At 44.4% G+C, this 18,171-nt stretch carries 16 protein-coding genes; 9 read left to right on the top strand and 7 right to left on the bottom strand.

Annotation, left to right across the window (positions count from 1 at the left end; genetic code table 11):
* Nucleotides 1–429: 429 nt before the first annotated feature.
* The 4 genes from hisS to IGI69_RS14035 all read left to right on the top strand — a co-directional run bounded on the left by hisS (nt 430) and on the right by IGI69_RS14035 (nt 6,613).
* Nucleotides 430–1,728, top strand: coding sequence for a histidine--tRNA ligase (gene hisS, locus IGI69_RS14050; protein WP_008379541.1), 1,299 nt, complete (start codon nt 430–432; stop codon nt 1,726–1,728).
* Between the two features lie 11 nt (nt 1,729–1,739).
* Complete coding sequence (gene aspS / locus IGI69_RS14045; RefSeq protein WP_015510364.1) at nt 1,740–3,515, top strand: aspartate--tRNA ligase; 1,776 nt, start codon at nt 1,740–1,742, stop codon at nt 3,513–3,515.
* Between the two features lie 155 nt (nt 3,516–3,670).
* On the top strand, nt 3,671–4,546 hold the full coding sequence (locus IGI69_RS14040; protein ID WP_010750004.1) for a YitT family protein: 876 nt from the start codon (nt 3,671–3,673) through the stop codon (nt 4,544–4,546).
* 198 nt (nt 4,547–4,744) lie between these two features.
* A complete protein-coding gene (locus IGI69_RS14035; protein WP_061053302.1) occupies nt 4,745–6,613 on the top strand; it encodes an acyltransferase family protein in 1,869 nt (622 codons plus the stop codon).
* A 204-nt stretch (nt 6,614–6,817) separates the two neighbouring features.
* Here the strand turns inward: IGI69_RS14035 and IGI69_RS14030 are convergent, their stop codons facing one another.
* From IGI69_RS14030 to IGI69_RS14005, 6 genes are all read right to left on the bottom strand, one after another.
* Nucleotides 6,818–7,675 (bottom strand): IS3 family transposase, encoded by an 858-nt coding sequence (locus tag IGI69_RS14030; protein WP_240457400.1) that lies wholly within the window; start codon nt 7,673–7,675, stop codon nt 6,818–6,820.
* A 35-nt stretch (nt 7,676–7,710) separates the two neighbouring features.
* Nucleotides 7,711–8,403 (bottom strand): transposase, encoded by a 693-nt coding sequence (locus tag IGI69_RS14025; RefSeq protein ID WP_438739694.1) that lies wholly within the window; start codon nt 8,401–8,403, stop codon nt 7,711–7,713.
* Nucleotides 8,404–8,519: 116 nt separating this feature from the next.
* Nucleotides 8,520–9,125 (bottom strand): dihydroxyacetone kinase subunit DhaL, encoded by a 606-nt coding sequence (dhaL, locus tag IGI69_RS14020; protein ID WP_005233893.1) that lies wholly within the window; start codon nt 9,123–9,125, stop codon nt 8,520–8,522.
* 14 nt (nt 9,126–9,139) lie between these two features.
* Entirely contained in the window at nt 9,140–10,123 is a 984-nt protein-coding gene (dhaK, locus tag IGI69_RS14015; RefSeq protein WP_061053301.1) for a dihydroxyacetone kinase subunit DhaK, read from the bottom strand.
* Nucleotides 10,120–10,524, bottom strand: coding sequence for a dihydroxyacetone kinase phosphoryl donor subunit DhaM (dhaM, locus tag IGI69_RS14010; protein WP_005228160.1), 405 nt, complete (start codon nt 10,522–10,524; stop codon nt 10,120–10,122). Before dhaM ends, dhaK begins: the two co-directional genes overlap by 4 nt.
* 204 nt (nt 10,525–10,728) lie before the next feature.
* Nucleotides 10,729–13,053 (bottom strand): HAD-IC family P-type ATPase, encoded by a 2,325-nt coding sequence (locus tag IGI69_RS14005; protein WP_034872141.1) that lies wholly within the window; start codon nt 13,051–13,053, stop codon nt 10,729–10,731.
* 259 nt (nt 13,054–13,312) lie between these two features.
* Between IGI69_RS14005 and queG the strand changes: the two genes are divergently transcribed.
* On the top strand, nt 13,313–14,488 hold the full coding sequence (gene queG / locus IGI69_RS14000) for a tRNA epoxyqueuosine(34) reductase QueG (RefSeq protein ID WP_270266840.1): 1,176 nt from the start codon (nt 13,313–13,315) through the stop codon (nt 14,486–14,488).
* Nucleotides 14,489–14,526: 38 nt separating this feature from the next.
* Here queG and IGI69_RS13995 read toward each other — a convergent pair whose 3' ends face one another.
* Nucleotides 14,527–14,883, bottom strand: coding sequence for a hypothetical protein (locus IGI69_RS13995; RefSeq protein ID WP_087664602.1), 357 nt, complete (start codon nt 14,881–14,883; stop codon nt 14,527–14,529).
* Nucleotides 14,884–15,047: 164 nt separating this feature from the next.
* Here IGI69_RS13995 and IGI69_RS13990 point away from each other — a divergent pair, with 164 nt between their 5' ends.
* From IGI69_RS13990 to IGI69_RS13975, 4 genes are all read left to right on the top strand, one after another.
* Nucleotides 15,048–15,923 carry an SPFH domain-containing protein gene (locus IGI69_RS13990; RefSeq protein WP_008379560.1) on the top strand — a complete coding sequence of 292 codons (876 nt, stop codon included), beginning with the start codon at nt 15,048–15,050 and terminating at the stop codon, nt 15,921–15,923.
* Between the two features lie 3 nt (nt 15,924–15,926).
* The gene (locus IGI69_RS13985; protein ID WP_005233908.1) at nt 15,927–16,424 is read left to right on the top strand and encodes an LURP-one-related/scramblase family protein; all 498 of its coding nucleotides are present in this window, start codon (nt 15,927–15,929) and stop codon (nt 16,422–16,424) included.
* A gap of 19 nt (nt 16,425–16,443) precedes the next feature.
* Nucleotides 16,444–17,316 carry a fructokinase ScrK gene (gene scrK, locus IGI69_RS13980; RefSeq protein WP_196043767.1) on the top strand — a complete coding sequence of 291 codons (873 nt, stop codon included), beginning with the start codon at nt 16,444–16,446 and terminating at the stop codon, nt 17,314–17,316.
* Between the two features lie 100 nt (nt 17,317–17,416).
* Entirely contained in the window at nt 17,417–18,166 is a 750-nt protein-coding gene (locus tag IGI69_RS13975; RefSeq protein ID WP_176257009.1) for an alpha/beta fold hydrolase, read from the top strand.
* Nucleotides 18,167–18,171: the final 5 nt, after the last annotated feature.

The following is an 18,171-nucleotide window of genomic DNA, read 5'->3' as shown; positions in this document are numbered from 1 at the left end:
AGAATAGATGATGAACAGTACTAGGCGACCACAGGGAGCGTAGTAACCATACTAGGAATCACTGGGGTTGGCTTGCGGAGCAAGACAGAGCAGATGATGAACAGTACTAGGCGACCCTAGGGAGCGTAGTAACCATACTAGGAATCACTGGGGTTGGCTTGCGGAGCAAGACAGAATAGATGATGAACAGTACTAGGCGACCACAGGGAGCGTAGTAACCATACTAGGAATCACTGGGATTGTCTTTTGGAGCAAGACAGAATAGATGATGACCAGCAGCAACCAACCACTAAAAGCGCAATAACCCAAAAGCCAAACACGAGAACAACCCACCCACATCAATGAGTAACAAGCAATAGGTGAATAAGCAAACAAGCAATGAAAGCAAAGAACATGGGCAACCATGAAACAAATAGGAGGATGCATACGATGAGTTACCAACGTCCAAAAGGAACCAACGATATTTTGCCAGGAGAATCCGAAAAATGGCAATTTGTGGAAGAAACAGCACGTTTAGTGTTTCGCGATTACCAATTCAACGAGATTCGGACACCGATTTTTGAGCACTTTGAAGTGATTGCCCGCAGTGTCGGTGACACAACGGATATCGTTTCAAAAGAAATGTATGATTTTTACGATAAAGGAGAGCGGCATGTGACGTTGCGTCCAGAAGGCACCGCACCGATCGCTCGTTCTTATGTCGAAAACAAACTATTCGGACCAGAACATACGAAGCCTTATAAAGTGTTTTACATGGGACCAATGTTCCGTTATGAACGTCCGCAAAAAGGCCGTTTGCGTCAATTCCACCAAATCGGTGTCGAAGTTTTCGGTTCAGCAAATCCAGCGACCGATGTTGAGACAATGGCGATGGCAATGGATTTTTATCGTCAATTAGGACTTAGTCAATTGCGCTTGGTCATCAATTCATTAGGTGACAAAGAGACACGCCAAAACTATCGTCAAGCGTTGATCGATTATCTAGCGCCCCATGAAGCGGAGCTTAGTGAGGATTCAAAACGCCGCTTGCATGAGAATCCTTTGCGGGTTCTTGACAGCAAAGACAAGCGTGACCAAAAATTCGTGGCGGATGCGCCATCGATCCTAGACTACTTAACACCAGATGCCAAGGCACATTTTGAAACCGTAACGAGTATGCTGGATGCGTTGGAGATCCCTTATGAGGTCGATTCGAATATGGTGCGTGGTCTGGATTATTATACTCACACGATTTTTGAGATCATGAGTGAGGCACCAAAAATGGGGGCGCAAGCCACCATCTGTGCCGGTGGTCGTTACAATCATTTAGTGGAAGAGCTAGGCGGACCAGAAACACCTGGTTTTGGTTTTGCTTTAGGGATCGAACGTTTATTGATCACTATGGAAGCCGAAGAAGTTGTGATTCCTGCTTTGAATGAGTTAGATGCGTATGTGGTTGGTTTGGGACAAGAAACCAATTTAGAAGCGCTGAAAGTCGTGCAAGCGATTCGTAATTTCGGTTTTTCTGCTGATCGTGATTTCATGGATCGTAAAGCCAAAGCCCAGTTTAAATCTGCTGATAAACAAGGAGCACGGTTGGTTCTGACTCTAGGCGAAACAGAATTAGCAGAACAAGTGATCAATATCAAATCCATGGCAAGCCGTGAAGAAAAACAATTTCCGTTAGCGGATCTTTATGCCCGCTTCGATGAGATCTACGATGAAATGACAACCAAAATGTTTGAGTGAGGAGAAAAAGAATGACAAAACGTACAGTATATTGCGGGTTAGTAAATGAGACCCATTTAAACCAGACAGTAACTCTAAAAGGCTGGGTGCAAAAGCGCCGTGACTTAGGGGGCGTGATCTTTATTGACTTGCGCGACCGAGAAGGGATCGTGCAAATCGTCTTCAATCCTGAGGTTTCGAAAGAAGCCTGGGAAATCGCGGACAAATGCCGCAGTGAATATGTGTTAGAAGTAACAGGTCAAGTCATCAATCGTGCACCAGAAGCCATCAATCCGAAAATGGTGACAGGTGCCTATGAAGTGATGATCAGCGAAATCACGATTTTAAACACTGCAAAAACACCAGCCTTTTTGATTGAAGATGATCAAACCGTTGGCGATGAGATTCGCATGAAATACCGTTATTTAGACTTGCGTCGTCCAAAAATGACGAACAACATCGTGATGCGGGCGAAAACGACGCAAGCGATCCGCAATTTCTTAGATACGAACGACTTCTTGGATATCGAAACACCTTATTTAGGAAAATCAACACCAGAGGGTGCGCGGGATTATTTGGTTCCTTCACGGATCTATCCAGGTCATTTCTATGCGTTGCCGCAATCACCACAAATTTTTAAACAGTTATTGATGGGTGCTGGCTTCGATCGCTACTATCAAATCGTACGTTGCTTCCGTGACGAAGATTTGCGGGGCGACCGTCAACCAGAATTTACCCAAGTCGATATCGAAACCTCTTTCTTGACGGCAGAAGAAATCCAAACCTATACGGAAGAGCTATTGGCAAAAGTGATGCGAGAAGTCAAAGGCATCGAAGTTACCTTGCCATTCCCACGGATGACCTATGATGAGGCAATGGGACGCTACGGCAGTGACAAACCAGATACACGGTTTGACATGGAGCTTATCGACTTATCAGAAGTTGTGAAAGACGTTGATTTTAAAGTCTTCCAAATGGCTCTTGAAAAAGGCGGCGTTGTGAAAGTCTTAAACGCCAAAGGGGCTGCAGACAAATACTCCAGAAAAGACATGGACAATCTAGGTCATTACGCTGGCCAATTTGGTGCCAAAGGATTGGCATGGGTCAAAGTTGAAGAAGATGGATTGAAAGGACCGATCGCTAAATTCTTGACGGAAGCGACCGACGCGATCATTGCAGCAGCCAATGCGGAAGTTGGCGATATTCTGATGTTTGGTGCCGATTCCTTTGCGATCGTTTCAGCAACATTGGGGGCGATCCGTAATAAATTAGGAAAAGAATTAGGCTTGATCGACGAGAGCAAATTCAACTTCCTATGGGTTACTGATTGGCCGCAATTTGAATACGATGAAGAAGCAGGCCGCTACGTTTCTGCTCACCATCCATTCACATTGCCAAAAGAAAGCGATCTGCCGTTGTTAACGACAGACCCTTCAAAAGTCTATGCGCAAGCCTACGATATCGTGCTAAACGGTTACGAGCTAGGTGGCGGATCATTGCGTATCCATACACGGGAAGTGCAAGAGCAAATGTTTGAAGCGCTAGGCTTCTCACGTCGCGAGATGCAAAATCAATTTGGCTTCTTATTGGATGCTTTGGATTATGGGTTCCCACCACATGGCGGCATCGCCCTTGGGTTAGACCGGTTAGTGATGCTCTTGGCTGGTGAAGAAAACATTCGCGAAGTCATTGCTTTCCCTAAAAATGGGAAAGCAGCTGATCCAATGTCTCAAGCGCCAAGTACCGTTTCGCCAATGCAATTGTTTGACTTGAACATCGATGTAACAACGGTTGAAGAAAACGAATAAGCGTTAAACCATGATGAAATGAGTGATGAAATAGAAATTGGTGAATGAATGAAAAAAGTTCATGAGAATTCACCCATTTCTTTCATTGCTCGTTTCTTTTTTTATGAGCTGAAGTATAATAAAGGCAAATCAAAAAAGTGAGGCTATGAAATGCAATGACTCCTCTGTTTAAATGGCTCCCTCATCCAGAATACGCCAACAAACTTTCGTTTTCGATCGTCTATGCGCTGCTGGCATCGATTGCGGTCAATTTCTTCTATCAACCAGGTAATATTTATTCCAGCGGCATTACGGGTGTCGCTCAGATCATCACCACGATCTCAAGAGAAGGGCTCGGGTTTTATATCCCCTTATCCCTTGCGCTATTATTGTTGAATGTGCCATTATTTTTTCTAGGTTGGTTTAAGATCGGCCACAAGTTTACGATTTTTACTGGAATTACTGTTTTACTCACCTCCTTATTCGTGCAAATTTTACCCGAAGAAACCGTTACGACGGACCCGATGATCTGTGCGATTTTCGGTGGTGCCATCAACGGGGTGGGGATCGGTTATGCTTTGAAGAATGGTCTTTCTTCAGGAGGGCTGGATTTTGTCAGCATTGCCATCCGCAAACGGACAGGGAAGACGATCGGCTCGATATCGATTTTCTTTAACATTGTTATTTTGTTCGCCGCAGGGATCTTGTTTGGCTGGCAATATGCGTTGTATAGTGCGATCGCGATTTTTGTCAGTGGAAAAGTGACGGATGCGGTCTTTACGAAGCAAAAGAAAATGCAGGTGACGATCATCACCCGCAACCCAGAAGAAGTCATTCAAACGATCCAAAAACATATGCGGCGAGGGATTACCATCATCAATGAAGCCGAAGGGGCGTACAAGCATGACAAACAAACGGTTTTGCTGACGGTAGTGACACGCTTTGAACTGCCGATGCTGCGCAGTGCCATGAAAGAAGCCGATCCAAAAGCCTTTGTCAGTATTGCAGAAAATGTCCAGATTTTGGGTCGCTTTTATGAAGAAGAACTGTGAAAAAGGAGTTGAAAAAAGTATTTCTTTATAGAAGTACTTTTTTTTCGCCAAAAATTAATTTTTTTGAAATATAGCAGATGTTGCTAGCTTTATATGGGGGATTTCTGGTAAATTATGAGAGTATGGAATCAATAGCGTTCATGCTGAAATTGTTTTTTTATGAAACAATTGGATCAATTAGAGAAAAGTGGTTGAAAAATGAATAAACGTTTAAGCACAAGCCGCTATATTACCGGGTTTGACGGCATTCGAACCTTGGCAGTCATCGGCGTTATTTTATATCATTTACTACCTACTCATATGCGAGGCGGGTATTTAGGAGTTCCAGTATTCTTTGTCGTATCAGGTTATTTAATCACTGACTTGCTGAGGCAAGAGTGGGATCAAAACGGCAAAATCAAAGTCAAAGATTTTTATGTTCGGCGAATGAAACGGCTCTATCCAGGAATGGTGGTGATGCTGCTTATCTCAGCAGCGTATATCACGTTGTTCCAGCGAAACCTGTTGAATAATTTGCGCGGGGTTTTTGTTAGCTCGTTGCTTTATTACAACAACTGGTGGCAGATCAATCATGGGTTATCCTATTTTGATCGGTTCGGTAATGAATCCCCCTTTACCCATCTGTGGTCGCTGGCTGTGGAGGGACAGAACTATCTGATTTGGCCTTTAGTATTTATTTTGCTGATGAAAATCGGCAAGCAGAGGCATCGCGCCTTTAAATTTACTGCCGCAGTCACGATTTTGTCGGCAATTCTGTTAGCAGTCCTTTACACACCAGGCGCTGATCCGACACGGGTCTATTATGGAACGGATACGCGGCTCTTTTCGATCTGGATGGGGAGTGCCTTAGCATTCATTTGGCCAAGTACCCATTTGAAGAAAGAGATACCGCAAAAAGCCAAACGGGTCTTGAATATCTCTGGCTTTGCTTCCTTGGCTGGTCTGATCGCAGCGTTCTTTTTCTTAGATGATCATTTGACTTTTGTCTATTATGGCGGCATGTTCTTGATCAGTATCCTATGTACGATTCTTGTGGCAGTCACCGCTCATCCCGGAGCCAGCTTGAATCGGGTATTGAGTAATCCGATTTTCAGTTATATCGGCAAGCGCAGTTATGGGATCTATTTGTATCAATTTCCAGTGATGATTTTTTACGAAGCAAAAGTGGGGAATATCGGGGAGAACGTGCTGATGCACACGTTAGTGGAACTATTCTTGATCTTGTTTATCAGTGAATTGTCCTATCGGTTTATCGAAAACCCAATGCGTAAATTCCAGTACAAAGATACATTCAGAACGGTCCGCGGTTGGTTCAGTAAACCAATTTTTAGTTGGAAAAAACCGTGGTTAGTGCCCAGCTTACTGATTACCCTCGTTGCTTTGTTTGGCGTCGTGACCGCACCGACGAATTATGTCGATGCCCAGCAGCAGCAGTTGAAAGACAACATTGCGGCCAATAAAAAAGCGGCAGAGCAATCGCAAAAGAACGCGAATGCTGAAGGAAATGAAGCGGATGATGAGGCGAACACGAGTGAAGATGAAAAAAATATCATGGAAAAGTATGATTTAACAGCAGCCCAAGTGAAAAAAGCGGAATCTCTTGAAATCACGGCTTTTGGTGATTCTGTGATGCTGGATGCAACGGCTGACTTGAAAGAAGTCTTTACCCAAGCGGTAGTTGATGGGGATGTTGGGCGCCAGCTGTATGCGAGCCCTGAATTGATCAAAGACTTGAAAGAAAAAAATCTTTTGCGGGATACCGTCCTTGTGGGGCTAGGGACGAATGGTTCCTTTACAGAAGCCCAATTTGACAGCTTTATGAACGAGATCGGTGATCGCAAAGTCTACTGGATCAATGTACGGGTACCGACACAGCGTTGGCAAAATGAAGTCAATCGGATGTTGGAGCGCATGGCGGAAAAATACGACAATATGACCTTGATCGATTGGTATGATTTGAGTAATGACCAAGAGTCCTGGTTCTATGAAGATCGGGTCCATCCAAATCCAGATGGCATGGATCAATACGTGAAGCTAGTTGCCCAAACGATTTTACAAGATGAATAAACAAGAAAAAGACAAACCTTATGCAATGCTGGGCTCCCCGTCAAGTGGACAATGAAATAGAATAAAATTATTTTGACGACTGTCTACCGAAATTCGGTAGGCAGTTTTTATGTTTTTTACTTTGTTTAACCTCAACTTTGCTCGACTGGCCTCCTTCTTGGTTAAGCGGATTTATTCTATTCGCTTGTCCAAGAGGGGGAGTGATTAAGCTGCCATTAATAATTCTTGATGAACTTGGATCGGTGTTTTGCTCTTCAAACATCGTTGATAGCGACCATTGTTGTAATAGTTCATGTATTTCTCGATCATTTCAACGAGACTTTCTCTACTGATAAACTTTCGCCGATAATATTTTTCTCGCTTAAGCATTCCCCAGAAGCCTTCCATTGGACCATTATCGGTACAACGGGCGACACGAGACATACTCTGCTTCATTTTCGCTTTCTTTAGCTTTGTGCAAAAAACTTTACTTGTATATTGAAATCCGCGATCGCTATGAAATAGCGGATGAGCGGTTGGTTCGGCGGCGACTGCTTGATCGAAGGTATCAAAGACTAATTTATTGTCATTTTTGTCGCTGATGACAAATGAAACAATGCGACGATCGGCGAGATCGAGAATAGCGCTCAAATAGATTTTCTTCACTTCGGCCCCTTCATAATACTTGAATTCACTCACATCTGTTAGCCATTTTTGATTCGGTTGATCCGCATAGAACTTTCGATTCAAATAATTTTTCGCAATATGATACGGAGTCTTGGATGCCTTAGTGATACTATTGCCTGAATGCTTGATGGTTGATTGGATTTGAAGTTTGCGACAGATTCGAAGAATACGCTTGTCATTCACTTGAAAGCCATAATCATTCACGAGATCTTCACAGATTCTGCGATATCCTTTATCGTTGTCTGCTTCATAAATATAACGAACAAGGTCTGCCAACTGTTCATTCAATACCACTTCAGGCAGTTTGGGATTTTTTAACCAACGATAATAGGCCGATCTTGTGACATGGAGCAGGGTACACATGGTGTTAATTGGATAGCTTTTTGTCTCGTGCAGCTCTTTGATCGATTGGTATTCAAACGTATGACGAACTAATTCAAATCCCGCCTCCTTTCTAACTCGCTGACTTTTTTTAACAGGTCATTTTCCATTTCAAGCAACTTGATCCGTCGTTCTTGTTGAGCCAGTTTATCGCGCATTTCTTCTTCGGGTGTTCTGGCAGGTTTACTTCCCGCTCGTTGCCCTCGACGGTCTTCTAAGCCTTTTTCTCCCATCTCGTCGTATTTCAACACCCAGTTCCGAACTTGTTGGTAAGAGACTTGGTACTGAATTGCGGTTTTCCCATAGTCTCGACCGTTGATAATACAGTCATGCACAATTTTAATTCGTTCATTCAATGTTGTTTTTCTGGATTTACTCATTCTACTTCCACCACTTTCTGATTTGAAGTTTCTATGAGTATTATATATCTTTAACCAGTCTTCTAATTGTTTTTTGTTACGAAGCCCGTATTTCTTGGCGACAGCTCTTAAGCTACCATATGTTCCAGCTAAATAATCATGGATCGCATTCAGTTTCAACTCTGTTGAGTATGATTGATTCCTTTTTGTAGGGAGTAAACCTGTGGGTCCTTCATTCTCATAAAGAGTGATCCACCTTTCTATCGTACTGAAACTTACTTGTGCTTCTTTGGCCAGGCTGTTTATGCTAGCTTCATTTTTTAAAGCTCTTTCTACAAAAGCTAGCCGTTCTTCTGAACTTAATTTCATTTTTCCTCTAGACATACAAACTCCCCCTATATAAGCCACTTTATATTTCAGTGTCCTATATAGGGGGAGCATATCACAATCATAAGGTTTGTCTTTTGTCTTAAACGGTATTTTGTAAGAGCATCGTTTTTTTAATCCTTTTCTATCACCGTTAACAAAGACTCAAATAAAATCGCACTAGAAGCCGATCCGGGATCGATATGACCGATGGCACGTTCACCAACATAAGAGGCACGGCCTTTTTTAGCCACTAGTTCTTTGGTATGCTCTTTCGCTGCTTCGATCGTGTCTTTGGTCAATTCACCTTTTTTCAAGGCTTCTGCGACAGGTTGCCACACATCGACCATCGTTTTGTCTTCAAACTCAGCTTTTCCCCGCATTTTGATGCCGGTCAAGCCTTCTTCAACGATCGTACCTAATTGTTCAAAGGAGTCGATTGTTTCTAGTTCCTTCGTTGCTTTGGTCATATTCATAAACGCCGAACCATAAAGGGGACCCGAAGCTCCGCCGACTTTTGAGATCATTGCCATCGAGAAGACTTTAAAGGTATCACTGATCGTCGTTGGCTGTTGTTTGGCATAAGCTTCTTGATAAGCGGCTACGCCGCGTGCCATATTGTTGCCATGGTCACCGTCGCCGATCGGTGTATCTAAATCGCTTAAATAGGCCTTGTTTGCTTCGATTTCTTTCGTGAAGGTATCTAACCATGCTTGCACCGTTTCTGTTGTCAATTGCATCTCTATTCGCTCCTTTACCAGGCTATTGTTGTGACGGCTTCATTTAACGCATCGGTGTGATCCGTTTCGCTGAAGTCGATCAAGGTCAGTGAAAGTCCCTGCATATCGATGGAAGTCATGAAATTGCCGACTTTATGGAAGGAGACAGGGATGTCTTTTTCTGCGAGTAATTTCGCGACATCATTGGCAAAAACGAATAACTCCATTTGCGGCGTACCACCCATACCGTTGATCAAGACACCGACTTTTTCTGGGGTCTTTTCATAATCCGCCAAGATTTTTTCCACCAACTCTTTTGCTAGTTCACGTGAGGGTTTCAGTTTTTCTCGACGGTAACCAGGTTCGCCGTGGATACCCACGCCATACTCGATCTCATCATCGGCTAAGTCAAAACCTGGTTTCCCAACTTCAGGAACTGTTGCCGCTTTTAATGCGACCCCAATGGTTTTGATCGATGCAACCAAGGCATCGCCCAGTGTTTTTAATTCACTTAAGCTGGCACCACTACGTGCAGCTGCGCCTAAAATCTTGTGGACTAAGACCGTACCGGCAACTCCTCGTTTCCCAGCAGTATAGGTGCTATTTTCAACAGCGATATCATCATCAACGACCACGATCTCCGTTGTGATCTCTTCCATTTCTGCCATATCTTTGGCCATCTCAAAGTTCAAGATATCGCCAGTATAGTTTTTGACGATCAACAAGACGCCTTGTCCTTGATCAGAATCTTGGATAGCCGTCAAAATCTGGTCGGGGGTCGGGGAGGTGAAGACATCGCCTAAAACGGCGGCGCTAAGCATCCCATCACCGACAAAGCCAGCATGGGCCGGCTCATGTCCGCTCCCACCGCCAGAAACAAGACCGACTTGTTCTTTTTGATTATTCTTAGCGATCACCCGTGAGTCGGCGACTTGATGGACCAGTTCAGGATAACTGCCTACGATACCAGCCAACATTTCTTCTACGATCATTGAGGGATCATTAATGATTTTTTTCATGCTTCATGCCATCCTTTCTCGGCTGCTTTTTTTGCTTCTGCAACGATTTGCGCCAAATCATCACTAAAACCAGCGGTGATTGCTGCAGCAAAGGCACCTTCCACCAGCGGCGCGTCGATCAGGTGATAGCGTTCTTGTTGCTGAGGTTCCAGCATGTCGTAAGCAAGTTCGGCATTCAAAACGGCACTGCCTAGATCGGCAAAGACTAAGATCAGTTCAGCATCTGCGGATTCGTTGACGGCATCCACGATTTTCGTGGCGTCAGAACCCAGCTCTCCTTCTGCTGTCCCGCCTAAAGAATAGATCGTGACTGACTCGCCATCAGCCATTTCTTCGATCATCTGTTTTAATCCTTCGGTGAGTTGCTGACTGTGAGAAACGAGTAAAATACTTTTTTTCATCCAATTTCACCAACACTTTCTGATTAAATTTGGCTGTTTGACAAGGGGGTTGCCTTTTCCAAAGAAACACCGTCCTTGTTGAAACCGCCTACAGGTTCAGTATACCAAATTTCTTTCTTCTTGTATGGTTGCACCTATGGAGAGGACAAAAAAACAGCATCGTCTTTCTGGACAAAGCAAGAAAGAGCGATGCTGCAAAATCAATTAGGATTGTTTAACGAGCACTTTGGCTGAAAAGCGCTTCGTTAGGAAAGAAAGCCCCACGTACAGGCAGATGTTCAATGCCATCATGCCAAGGAAGTAAGGCAATGTTACGGCGGTCAAGAAACCGACTTCCAGCAATCCGTGGAAAAGCATTGCTGCGACATAGATCCCCACGGTAGTGGTAATCGCTAAGAACAATCGCAATGGATTTAATGGCAAGCAAGCGCGAATCACAGCGATACAGCTGATCCCGATCAACAAATAGTACAACAAGGTCGTCGTATCAAATTGCGACCAACCGTAATCGGTTTGTAAAAAGCGGATCGCAAAGTAATTGACTAACACCAACAAGGCATTTGGCAACGCATTGAGCAAGACTGTCGGCAAGTAACGACCTTTGATCGGTGCTTTGTTTTCTTCAAAGGAAAGGAAGAAAGATGGATAACCTTCAATTGCTAAGTCGATCAATGTGATTTGGATCGGCAAGAACGGAAAGGCGCTGGATGTCAGGATACAAACCAATGAGAGCAAGAAGCTGTAAATCGTCTTGATAAAGAAGATTCCCGACGCTTTGGTCACGTTATTGACGACGCGGCGTCCTTCAAATAAAACATCTGGCAACGTAGTAAAGTCAGAATCCAATAAGACAAAGTTAGCGATTTGACGAGCCGCACTGTCGCCAGCAGCCATTGCAATGCTGACGTCGGCTTCCCGTAGTGCCAACACATCGTTGACGCCATCACCCGTCATGGCAACGGTCCGTTGATTGGCTTTTAATTCTTGAACGAGTAGTTTCTTTTGTTCAGGAGTCACACGACCAAAGACCGTATAGCGTGTCGCAGCTTCTCGGACTTCTGCTTCGGTCGTTAAGGTAGAAAGATCGATGGCTTGATCGGCATTCGCTAGGCCTGCACGATGGGCGATCGCTGCGACAGCTATTGGATTATCGCCAGAGATCACTTTTAGATCGATGCCTTGATCCGCTAAGTAAGCCAAGGTTTCTTCTGCGTTTTGGCGGATGATATCGGATAAAATCAAGACAGCCACCGCTTGTGCGTTGGTTGGGTCAAAGGATGTCGGCGTTTTTGGATCAGTTTCTACGGCTAAAATCAACACCCGTAGACCAGCTTCTTGCGCTTCTATGACTTGCGGCAAGGCAGCAGAGCCGGCGACTTTTTCAGGTGCACCAAGATAGACATTTCCTAGATGTTCAAAAGCCACAGCACCCCATTTGCGCTGTGAAGAAAAGGCAGCGACGTCGATCGGCTGATGATCCGTTAGCTCAGGACAGCCTTGACGCAATGCTTGCATCGTCAAATTGTTATCCGTACTGGCTGCCAAATAATTCCCTAAGAGCATGTTAGGGTCGCTGTCGGCTTGGAGAGGAACGATCGATTCGAGAACCATATGGCCTTCCGTCAACGTCCCCGTCTTATCCAGACAAAGGGTATCGACATGCGCTAAGGTTTCAACGGCATACATGTCTTGGACCAAAATCCGTTTTTTGGCCAATTTAATGACACCTGTCGTCAAGGCGATACTGATCAGCAGGACAAGTCCTTTTGGTAACATTCCTAATAAGGCAGCGGCAGAAACGACGACGGATTCCTTGATCCCAGCATCTCGCATCATAAAGGCTTGGAAGAACAAAATCACCCCTAAAGGAACGATTACATAGCTGGTGAATTTGGATACACTACGGATCGAAGCAAGCAGCTCAGAGCGGATCGGTTTGTGGACCTTTGCCTCATTGCTTAGTTTTGCTGCGTAGTTTTCTGCACCGACATGAAGGACTGTTCCTGTCACTTCACCGCTGACGATGAAACTCCCTGAGAGTAAGGAAGCACCTGCTTCTTTGACAACCAGATCGGCTTCACCAGTCAGCATCGCTTCATTGACTTCGACTAGTCCAGAAAGCACAGTCATATCAGCGGGGATTTGGTCCCCAGCACCAAGAATAACTACGTCCTCTAAGACCAATTCTTTGGCTGAAATCTCATGGATTTGGGCATCTCGAATCACTCGTACCGTTTGCGGTGAAACAAGTGAGAGTTTTTTTACTAAATTACGCGCGTGCAATTCTTGGCTGATCCCAATGGTGATATTCACAAAAATAATCGCTAAGTAGAACATGTTGGAATAGGCGCCTACGGCAAATAAAAAAACGCCAATCAATAGATTGAGAAAATTGAATAATGTCAGTAAATTGTCTTTGATGATCGCAGCAGTTGATTTACTGGTTTTTGTTTCATAATCATTGTGCAACCCCTCTTGGGTTTTCTTGGCGACTTCTGCTGCAGTCAAGCCGGTGGGTAATTGAGTCATAAGCATCTCCATTTCATTTGTTCATTTCTTTCTAATTCCTTTATCTAGTCTAGCATTCGAAAAAGGCAATGCAATCGTTGCGAGGAAAATAACGATAAAATTAATTAAAATCTTAAACAATCAACACGTGTTCTTTTAAAGAAAGAAAAAAACTGGGGGAACAAACCGCACCATCGACTTTTTTCAGGTGCTTACGTATAATAGGGGAAGAGAAAAAGCCGAGAAGCAGATGCTTAGCGGACAAAAGAGGGTAGCGAGCATGTCTTTAAAAGAAAAAATTATTGCAGAAAGCAAGCGGCTTGGCATTGACAAAATCGGGTTTGCTTCAGCGGAGCCGTTTTTGGCATTGGAGCCTTCCTTGCGGGAACAAAAAGCCAAAGGTCATACGTCTGGTTTTGAGCATCCCGTGATCGAAGAGCGTATCTATCCTGAACGGACATTTGAAAATCCGCAAACGATCATTGCGATCGCTTTAGCTTATCCGACAAAAATCAAAGAGAAAGTCCCGCGGGATGAAAAACGCGGCATGTTTGCCCGTGCCTCGTGGGGCATCGATTACCATGATATTTTGCGAGAACGATTGGATCGCTTGATCGCCTTTATCAAAGAACAAGCGCAAACGATGGAAGAACAAGTCGAATGGCGTTTCGCACCGCAAGTCGATACAGGGGAATTGGTGGATGTGGTGGCAGCGCAGCGGGCGGGTCTTGGCTTTATCGGTCGTAATGGCTTGCTGATTACGGAAGAATTTGGTTCGTTTGTTTATCTAGGGGAGATCGTCACTAATATCTCTCTTGAACCAGATGAAGAAGTCCCGTTTGGTTGTGGTGATTGCATGCGTTGTGTGACGGCTTGCCCCACCAAAGCGTTATTGGGCGATGGTCGAATGAATGCCCAGCGCTGTTTGTCCTATCAAACCCAGACGAAGGGTATGATGCCAGAAGAGTACCGCAAAAAGATGCATAACGTGATTTACGGCTGCGATATTTGTCAGCTGGTCTGCCCTTATAATCGGGGGAAAGACTTCCATTTTCATCAAGAGATGGAGCCTGAAGTCGATACCGTTTATCCAAAACTGCAACCGATGCTGTCTTTATCAAATAAAGCCTTCAAGGCACAATTTGGCCATCTATCTGGCTCTTGGCGGGGGAAAAAACCGTTGCAGCGTAATGCCATCATCGCCTTAGCCAATGTAGGGGATCGCAGTGCCTTGCCAGCGATTTGGCGCTGTGCGACAGAAGACGTGCGCCCAGTGATTCGAGGAACGGCTTATTGGGCCATTGGCCAGTTGGGCGTCAAAGAACCAGAAATGTGGTTAGAGCGACTGCAACGGTGTGCAGAGTTAGAACCCGAAGAAGAGGCGCTACAAGAATTGCAGCCTGCCATCGAACGATTGCAAGCAGTCATTACCAAAAGGCAAGAAAAAAAGATATAAAAAAGCAAAACGAGCCCGGGGCCGTTTTGCTTTTTTGTTTAATCTAGTACGTCATCACTTTCGACGATTTCTTCTGAATCCAGTTCAAAATCAGGTGCTGGATGCACACGCTCAGGCAGTTCCATTTCTAACTCGCCGTCTTCTGTATACTGATTGTCGGTATCGGCAACGTCAATTAAAATTTCTTCAGGAAGCTCTTGTTCTAACCGATAGCCTTCTGCATGACGCGCATCGAGTAATTCCAAAAGATGTTGCCACTCGTCTTTCGAGATCACTACAACGTCAATGCCGTCTTTGTTTTGTATCTCCACAACAGAGGAAAGATCGGTGCCGACCGTTTTAATGATCGATTCCAACGACCATTTACTCGTTTCTAAGTCAATTTTTTGTGCCATAAGAATTACTCCTTTTTGTGAAAAATTTTGTCCTACCTTAATTGTAACGGGAAAGTTGCAGAAAACAAAATAGCTTGATTGGGAATCGTCGCTGATATGCGCAAGAACATTTGCACAGCGGCTTTAACCAAGGTAAGATAAGAGCAAGAAGGGAAGGAATAAAAATGACAGAAAAACAGACATTTCATGTGAATGGGTATTTAGCACTGGTTGTGCTAATCGGGTTATTAGTTGGCGGCGGTTATTTGTTTTATCATGGGTTCGTAAATGAGAGCGTTCTCGAAATCGTTCTCAGTATTCTTTTATGGATCGTTTCGTTTCTTTTCCTTAGTTCGTTAACGATCGTACAACCCAACCAAGCCAAAGCGATCCTCTTTTTTGGGCAATATTTAGGAACCATTAAAGACAACGGCTTGTTTGTGACAACCCCATTAACCCAAAAAATCAATGTTTCATTGAAAGTTCGCAACTTTAACAGTTCGCTGTTGAAGGTCAATGATTCAGACGGAAACCCGATCGAGATCTCGGCAGTGGTGGTATTTAAAGTTGTAGATACCGCTAAAGCATTGTTTGATGTCGATTATTACCAAGACTTCATTGAGATCCAAAGTGAAACAGCGATTCGTCATATTGCGACGCAATACCCTTATGACACGTTCAATGACGATGATCTGACGTTGCGAGGCAATACAAGTGAAGTCTCGGAGGAGCTGGCAAAAGAATTGCAGGAACGATTAGCTGTTGCTGGGGTCGAAGTCATAGAGACCCGCTTAAATCACCTCGCGTATGCGACTGAGATCGCTAGTGCGATGCTGCAGCGCCAACAAGCTAAAGCAATTTTATCAGCACGGCAAATCATTGTTGAAGGAGCCGTCTCCATGACACAAATGGCGTTAGAACAAATCGAAGACGGACAGGACATCAATTTCACAGATGACCGCAAAGTCCAACTGATCAATAATTTATTGGTGTCGATCATTACCGATAAAGGCACGCAGCCGGTGATCAATACGGGCGATGTCAAAGAGAAAGGAGTGTAGTATTTGAAGAAACTTTACATCAAACAGAAGGTTTTCAGCATCGGCGAAAAATTTACCGTGACCGATGACTTACAAAACCCTCGCTATTATGTCGAAGGCAGTTTTTTTAAGATCCCGAAAAGTTTTACGATCTTCAATGAGCAGCAGCGACCGATCGCGGAGATCACCAAAAAAGTGTTCAGTTTATTACCAAAATTTTTTGTGGAAGTCCACGGCCAAGAAGCGATCGTTTTAGAAAAACATTTCACATTTTTTAAAGCCCGCTATTCCATCAGTGCAGAAGGCATCGATGTGGACGGCAATTGGTGGGATATGGATTTTGTGGTCAACCGCAACGGCAAGCGGATCGCAGAGATCCACAAAAAATGGATCTCTTGGGGCGATACCTATGAAGTCGTGATCTATGAAGAAGATCTAGATGACCTGATCATTGCATTAGTGGTAGCCATCGATCGCGTCAAAGCAGATGATGCCGCAGCATCAAGTTCAGCAAGTAGTTAGAAAAAAAGGAGCGATGTGCATGTTATACGGTTCGATTGAAGCAGGCGGCACAAAATTTGTGTGTGCCATTGGCGATGAAGAAATGACGATCAAGGAAAGAATGAGCTTTCCGACAACGACACCTGAGGAAACAATGCCTTTAGTCATTGATTTCTTCAAACAATACCAAGCAGATTTAGCAGGGATTGGGATTGGCTCATTTGGGCCCATCGATATCCATCGCGATTCTGCCACTTATGGGTACATTACCTCAACCCCGAAATTGGCATGGCAAAATTTTGATTTCATCGGTACCATGAAAAAAGAATTTCCGATCCCGATTTCTTGGACAACAGATGTCAATGCGGCTGCCTATGGTGAGTATGTCTTCGGCAGTGGCAAAGGATTGAGCAGTGTCGTTTACTATACGATCGGTACAGGTGTTGGCGGCGGTGCCTTACAAGAAGGGCGCTTTATCGAAGGGTTTAGTCATCCAGAAATGGGGCATATGCTGGTCGTCCCTCATCCAGAAGATGACTTTGCTGGCAGCTGTCCATTTCATGGCAACTGTCTAGAAGGGATGGCCGCTGGACCCGCCATCGAAAAACGCTTAGGGAAAAAAGGACAAGAGGTTGCAGAAGATGATCCTTATTGGGAAATCGAAGCCTCCTATATTGCTCAATGTGCCTACAATACAACTTTGATGTTTTCTCCAGATGTGATCATTTTTGGTGGTGGTGTGATGAAGCAACGCCATATGCTGCAAAACGTCCACGACGCATTTGCAAAATTGGTCAATGGGTATGTTGAAACACCTGAGTTAAGCAAATATATCGTGACCCCAGCATTGGAAGACAACGCTGGAACCCTCGGTTGTTTGGCATTGGCTCGAGAAGCGGTCTTACATTCATAAACGAAAAAACGGATCATACTCTTCGGGTATGATCTTTTTTTACAGCGTATCAGTGGCGCTTTTGGCGACTTTTTGTATACTTAAGCTGAGGTGAAAAAGAATGAAATTAGCTGTTCGAAAAAGAAAAATCGGAAATATTCCGGTCTTAGAAGTCGTACCTGAAGAAATGATTTATGAGCCGCTGCCATTGATTATTTACTATCATGGCTGGCAGACGAGTAAAGAATTAGTGTTGACACAAGGCAGAAAGTTGGCTAGAGAAGGTTTTCGGGTGGTCTTGCCCGATGCAGCCAATCATGGGGAGCGCAAGACCCAGCTATCGGAGATTCCTTCTTTAACTTTTTGGCAAAGTATCCAAACCAATCTATTTGAGTTTTCTTACTTAGTCGATTTTTTTGAAAACCTTGGTTTGGTCAACGGGCAGATCGCAGTTGGCGGAGTCTCTATGGGAGGGATGACCACGTGCGGTTTATTGTGCCAGCATCCAGAAATCACAGCGGCAGCTTGTATCATGGGTTCTCCTTCCATGTTGAAATACCGTGACCGCATCCAAATGCACGCTGGCGCTGCTGGGTTCTTTGTACCCGAGGATTATGGTCAGCTTTTAAGCTGGATGGATGCTTACGATCTGTCTTCTCAACCAGAGAAATTAGGACAGCGTCCTCTTTTGTTTTGGCATGGTACCCAAGACGAGAAAATTCCTTATGCTGATGTGGAAGCCTTTGTGGCAGAAAATCCAGAAGCAAATCTGCAGTTTATCTCGCGAGAAGAACGCCATCTGGTGCGTGGAGAAACGATGGATCAAGTCACAGCTTTTTTCGTGGCAGAGCTCAATCAAACCAATCCATGACACTG

Source organism: Enterococcus sp. DIV1083b (assembly GCF_051713705.1).
GTDB classification, from domain to species: domain Bacteria; phylum Bacillota; class Bacilli; order Lactobacillales; family Enterococcaceae; genus Enterococcus_D; species Enterococcus_D casseliflavus.
The sequence above is the reverse complement of the archived record's forward strand: the minus strand, read 5'-3'. Positions and strand labels throughout refer to the sequence as shown.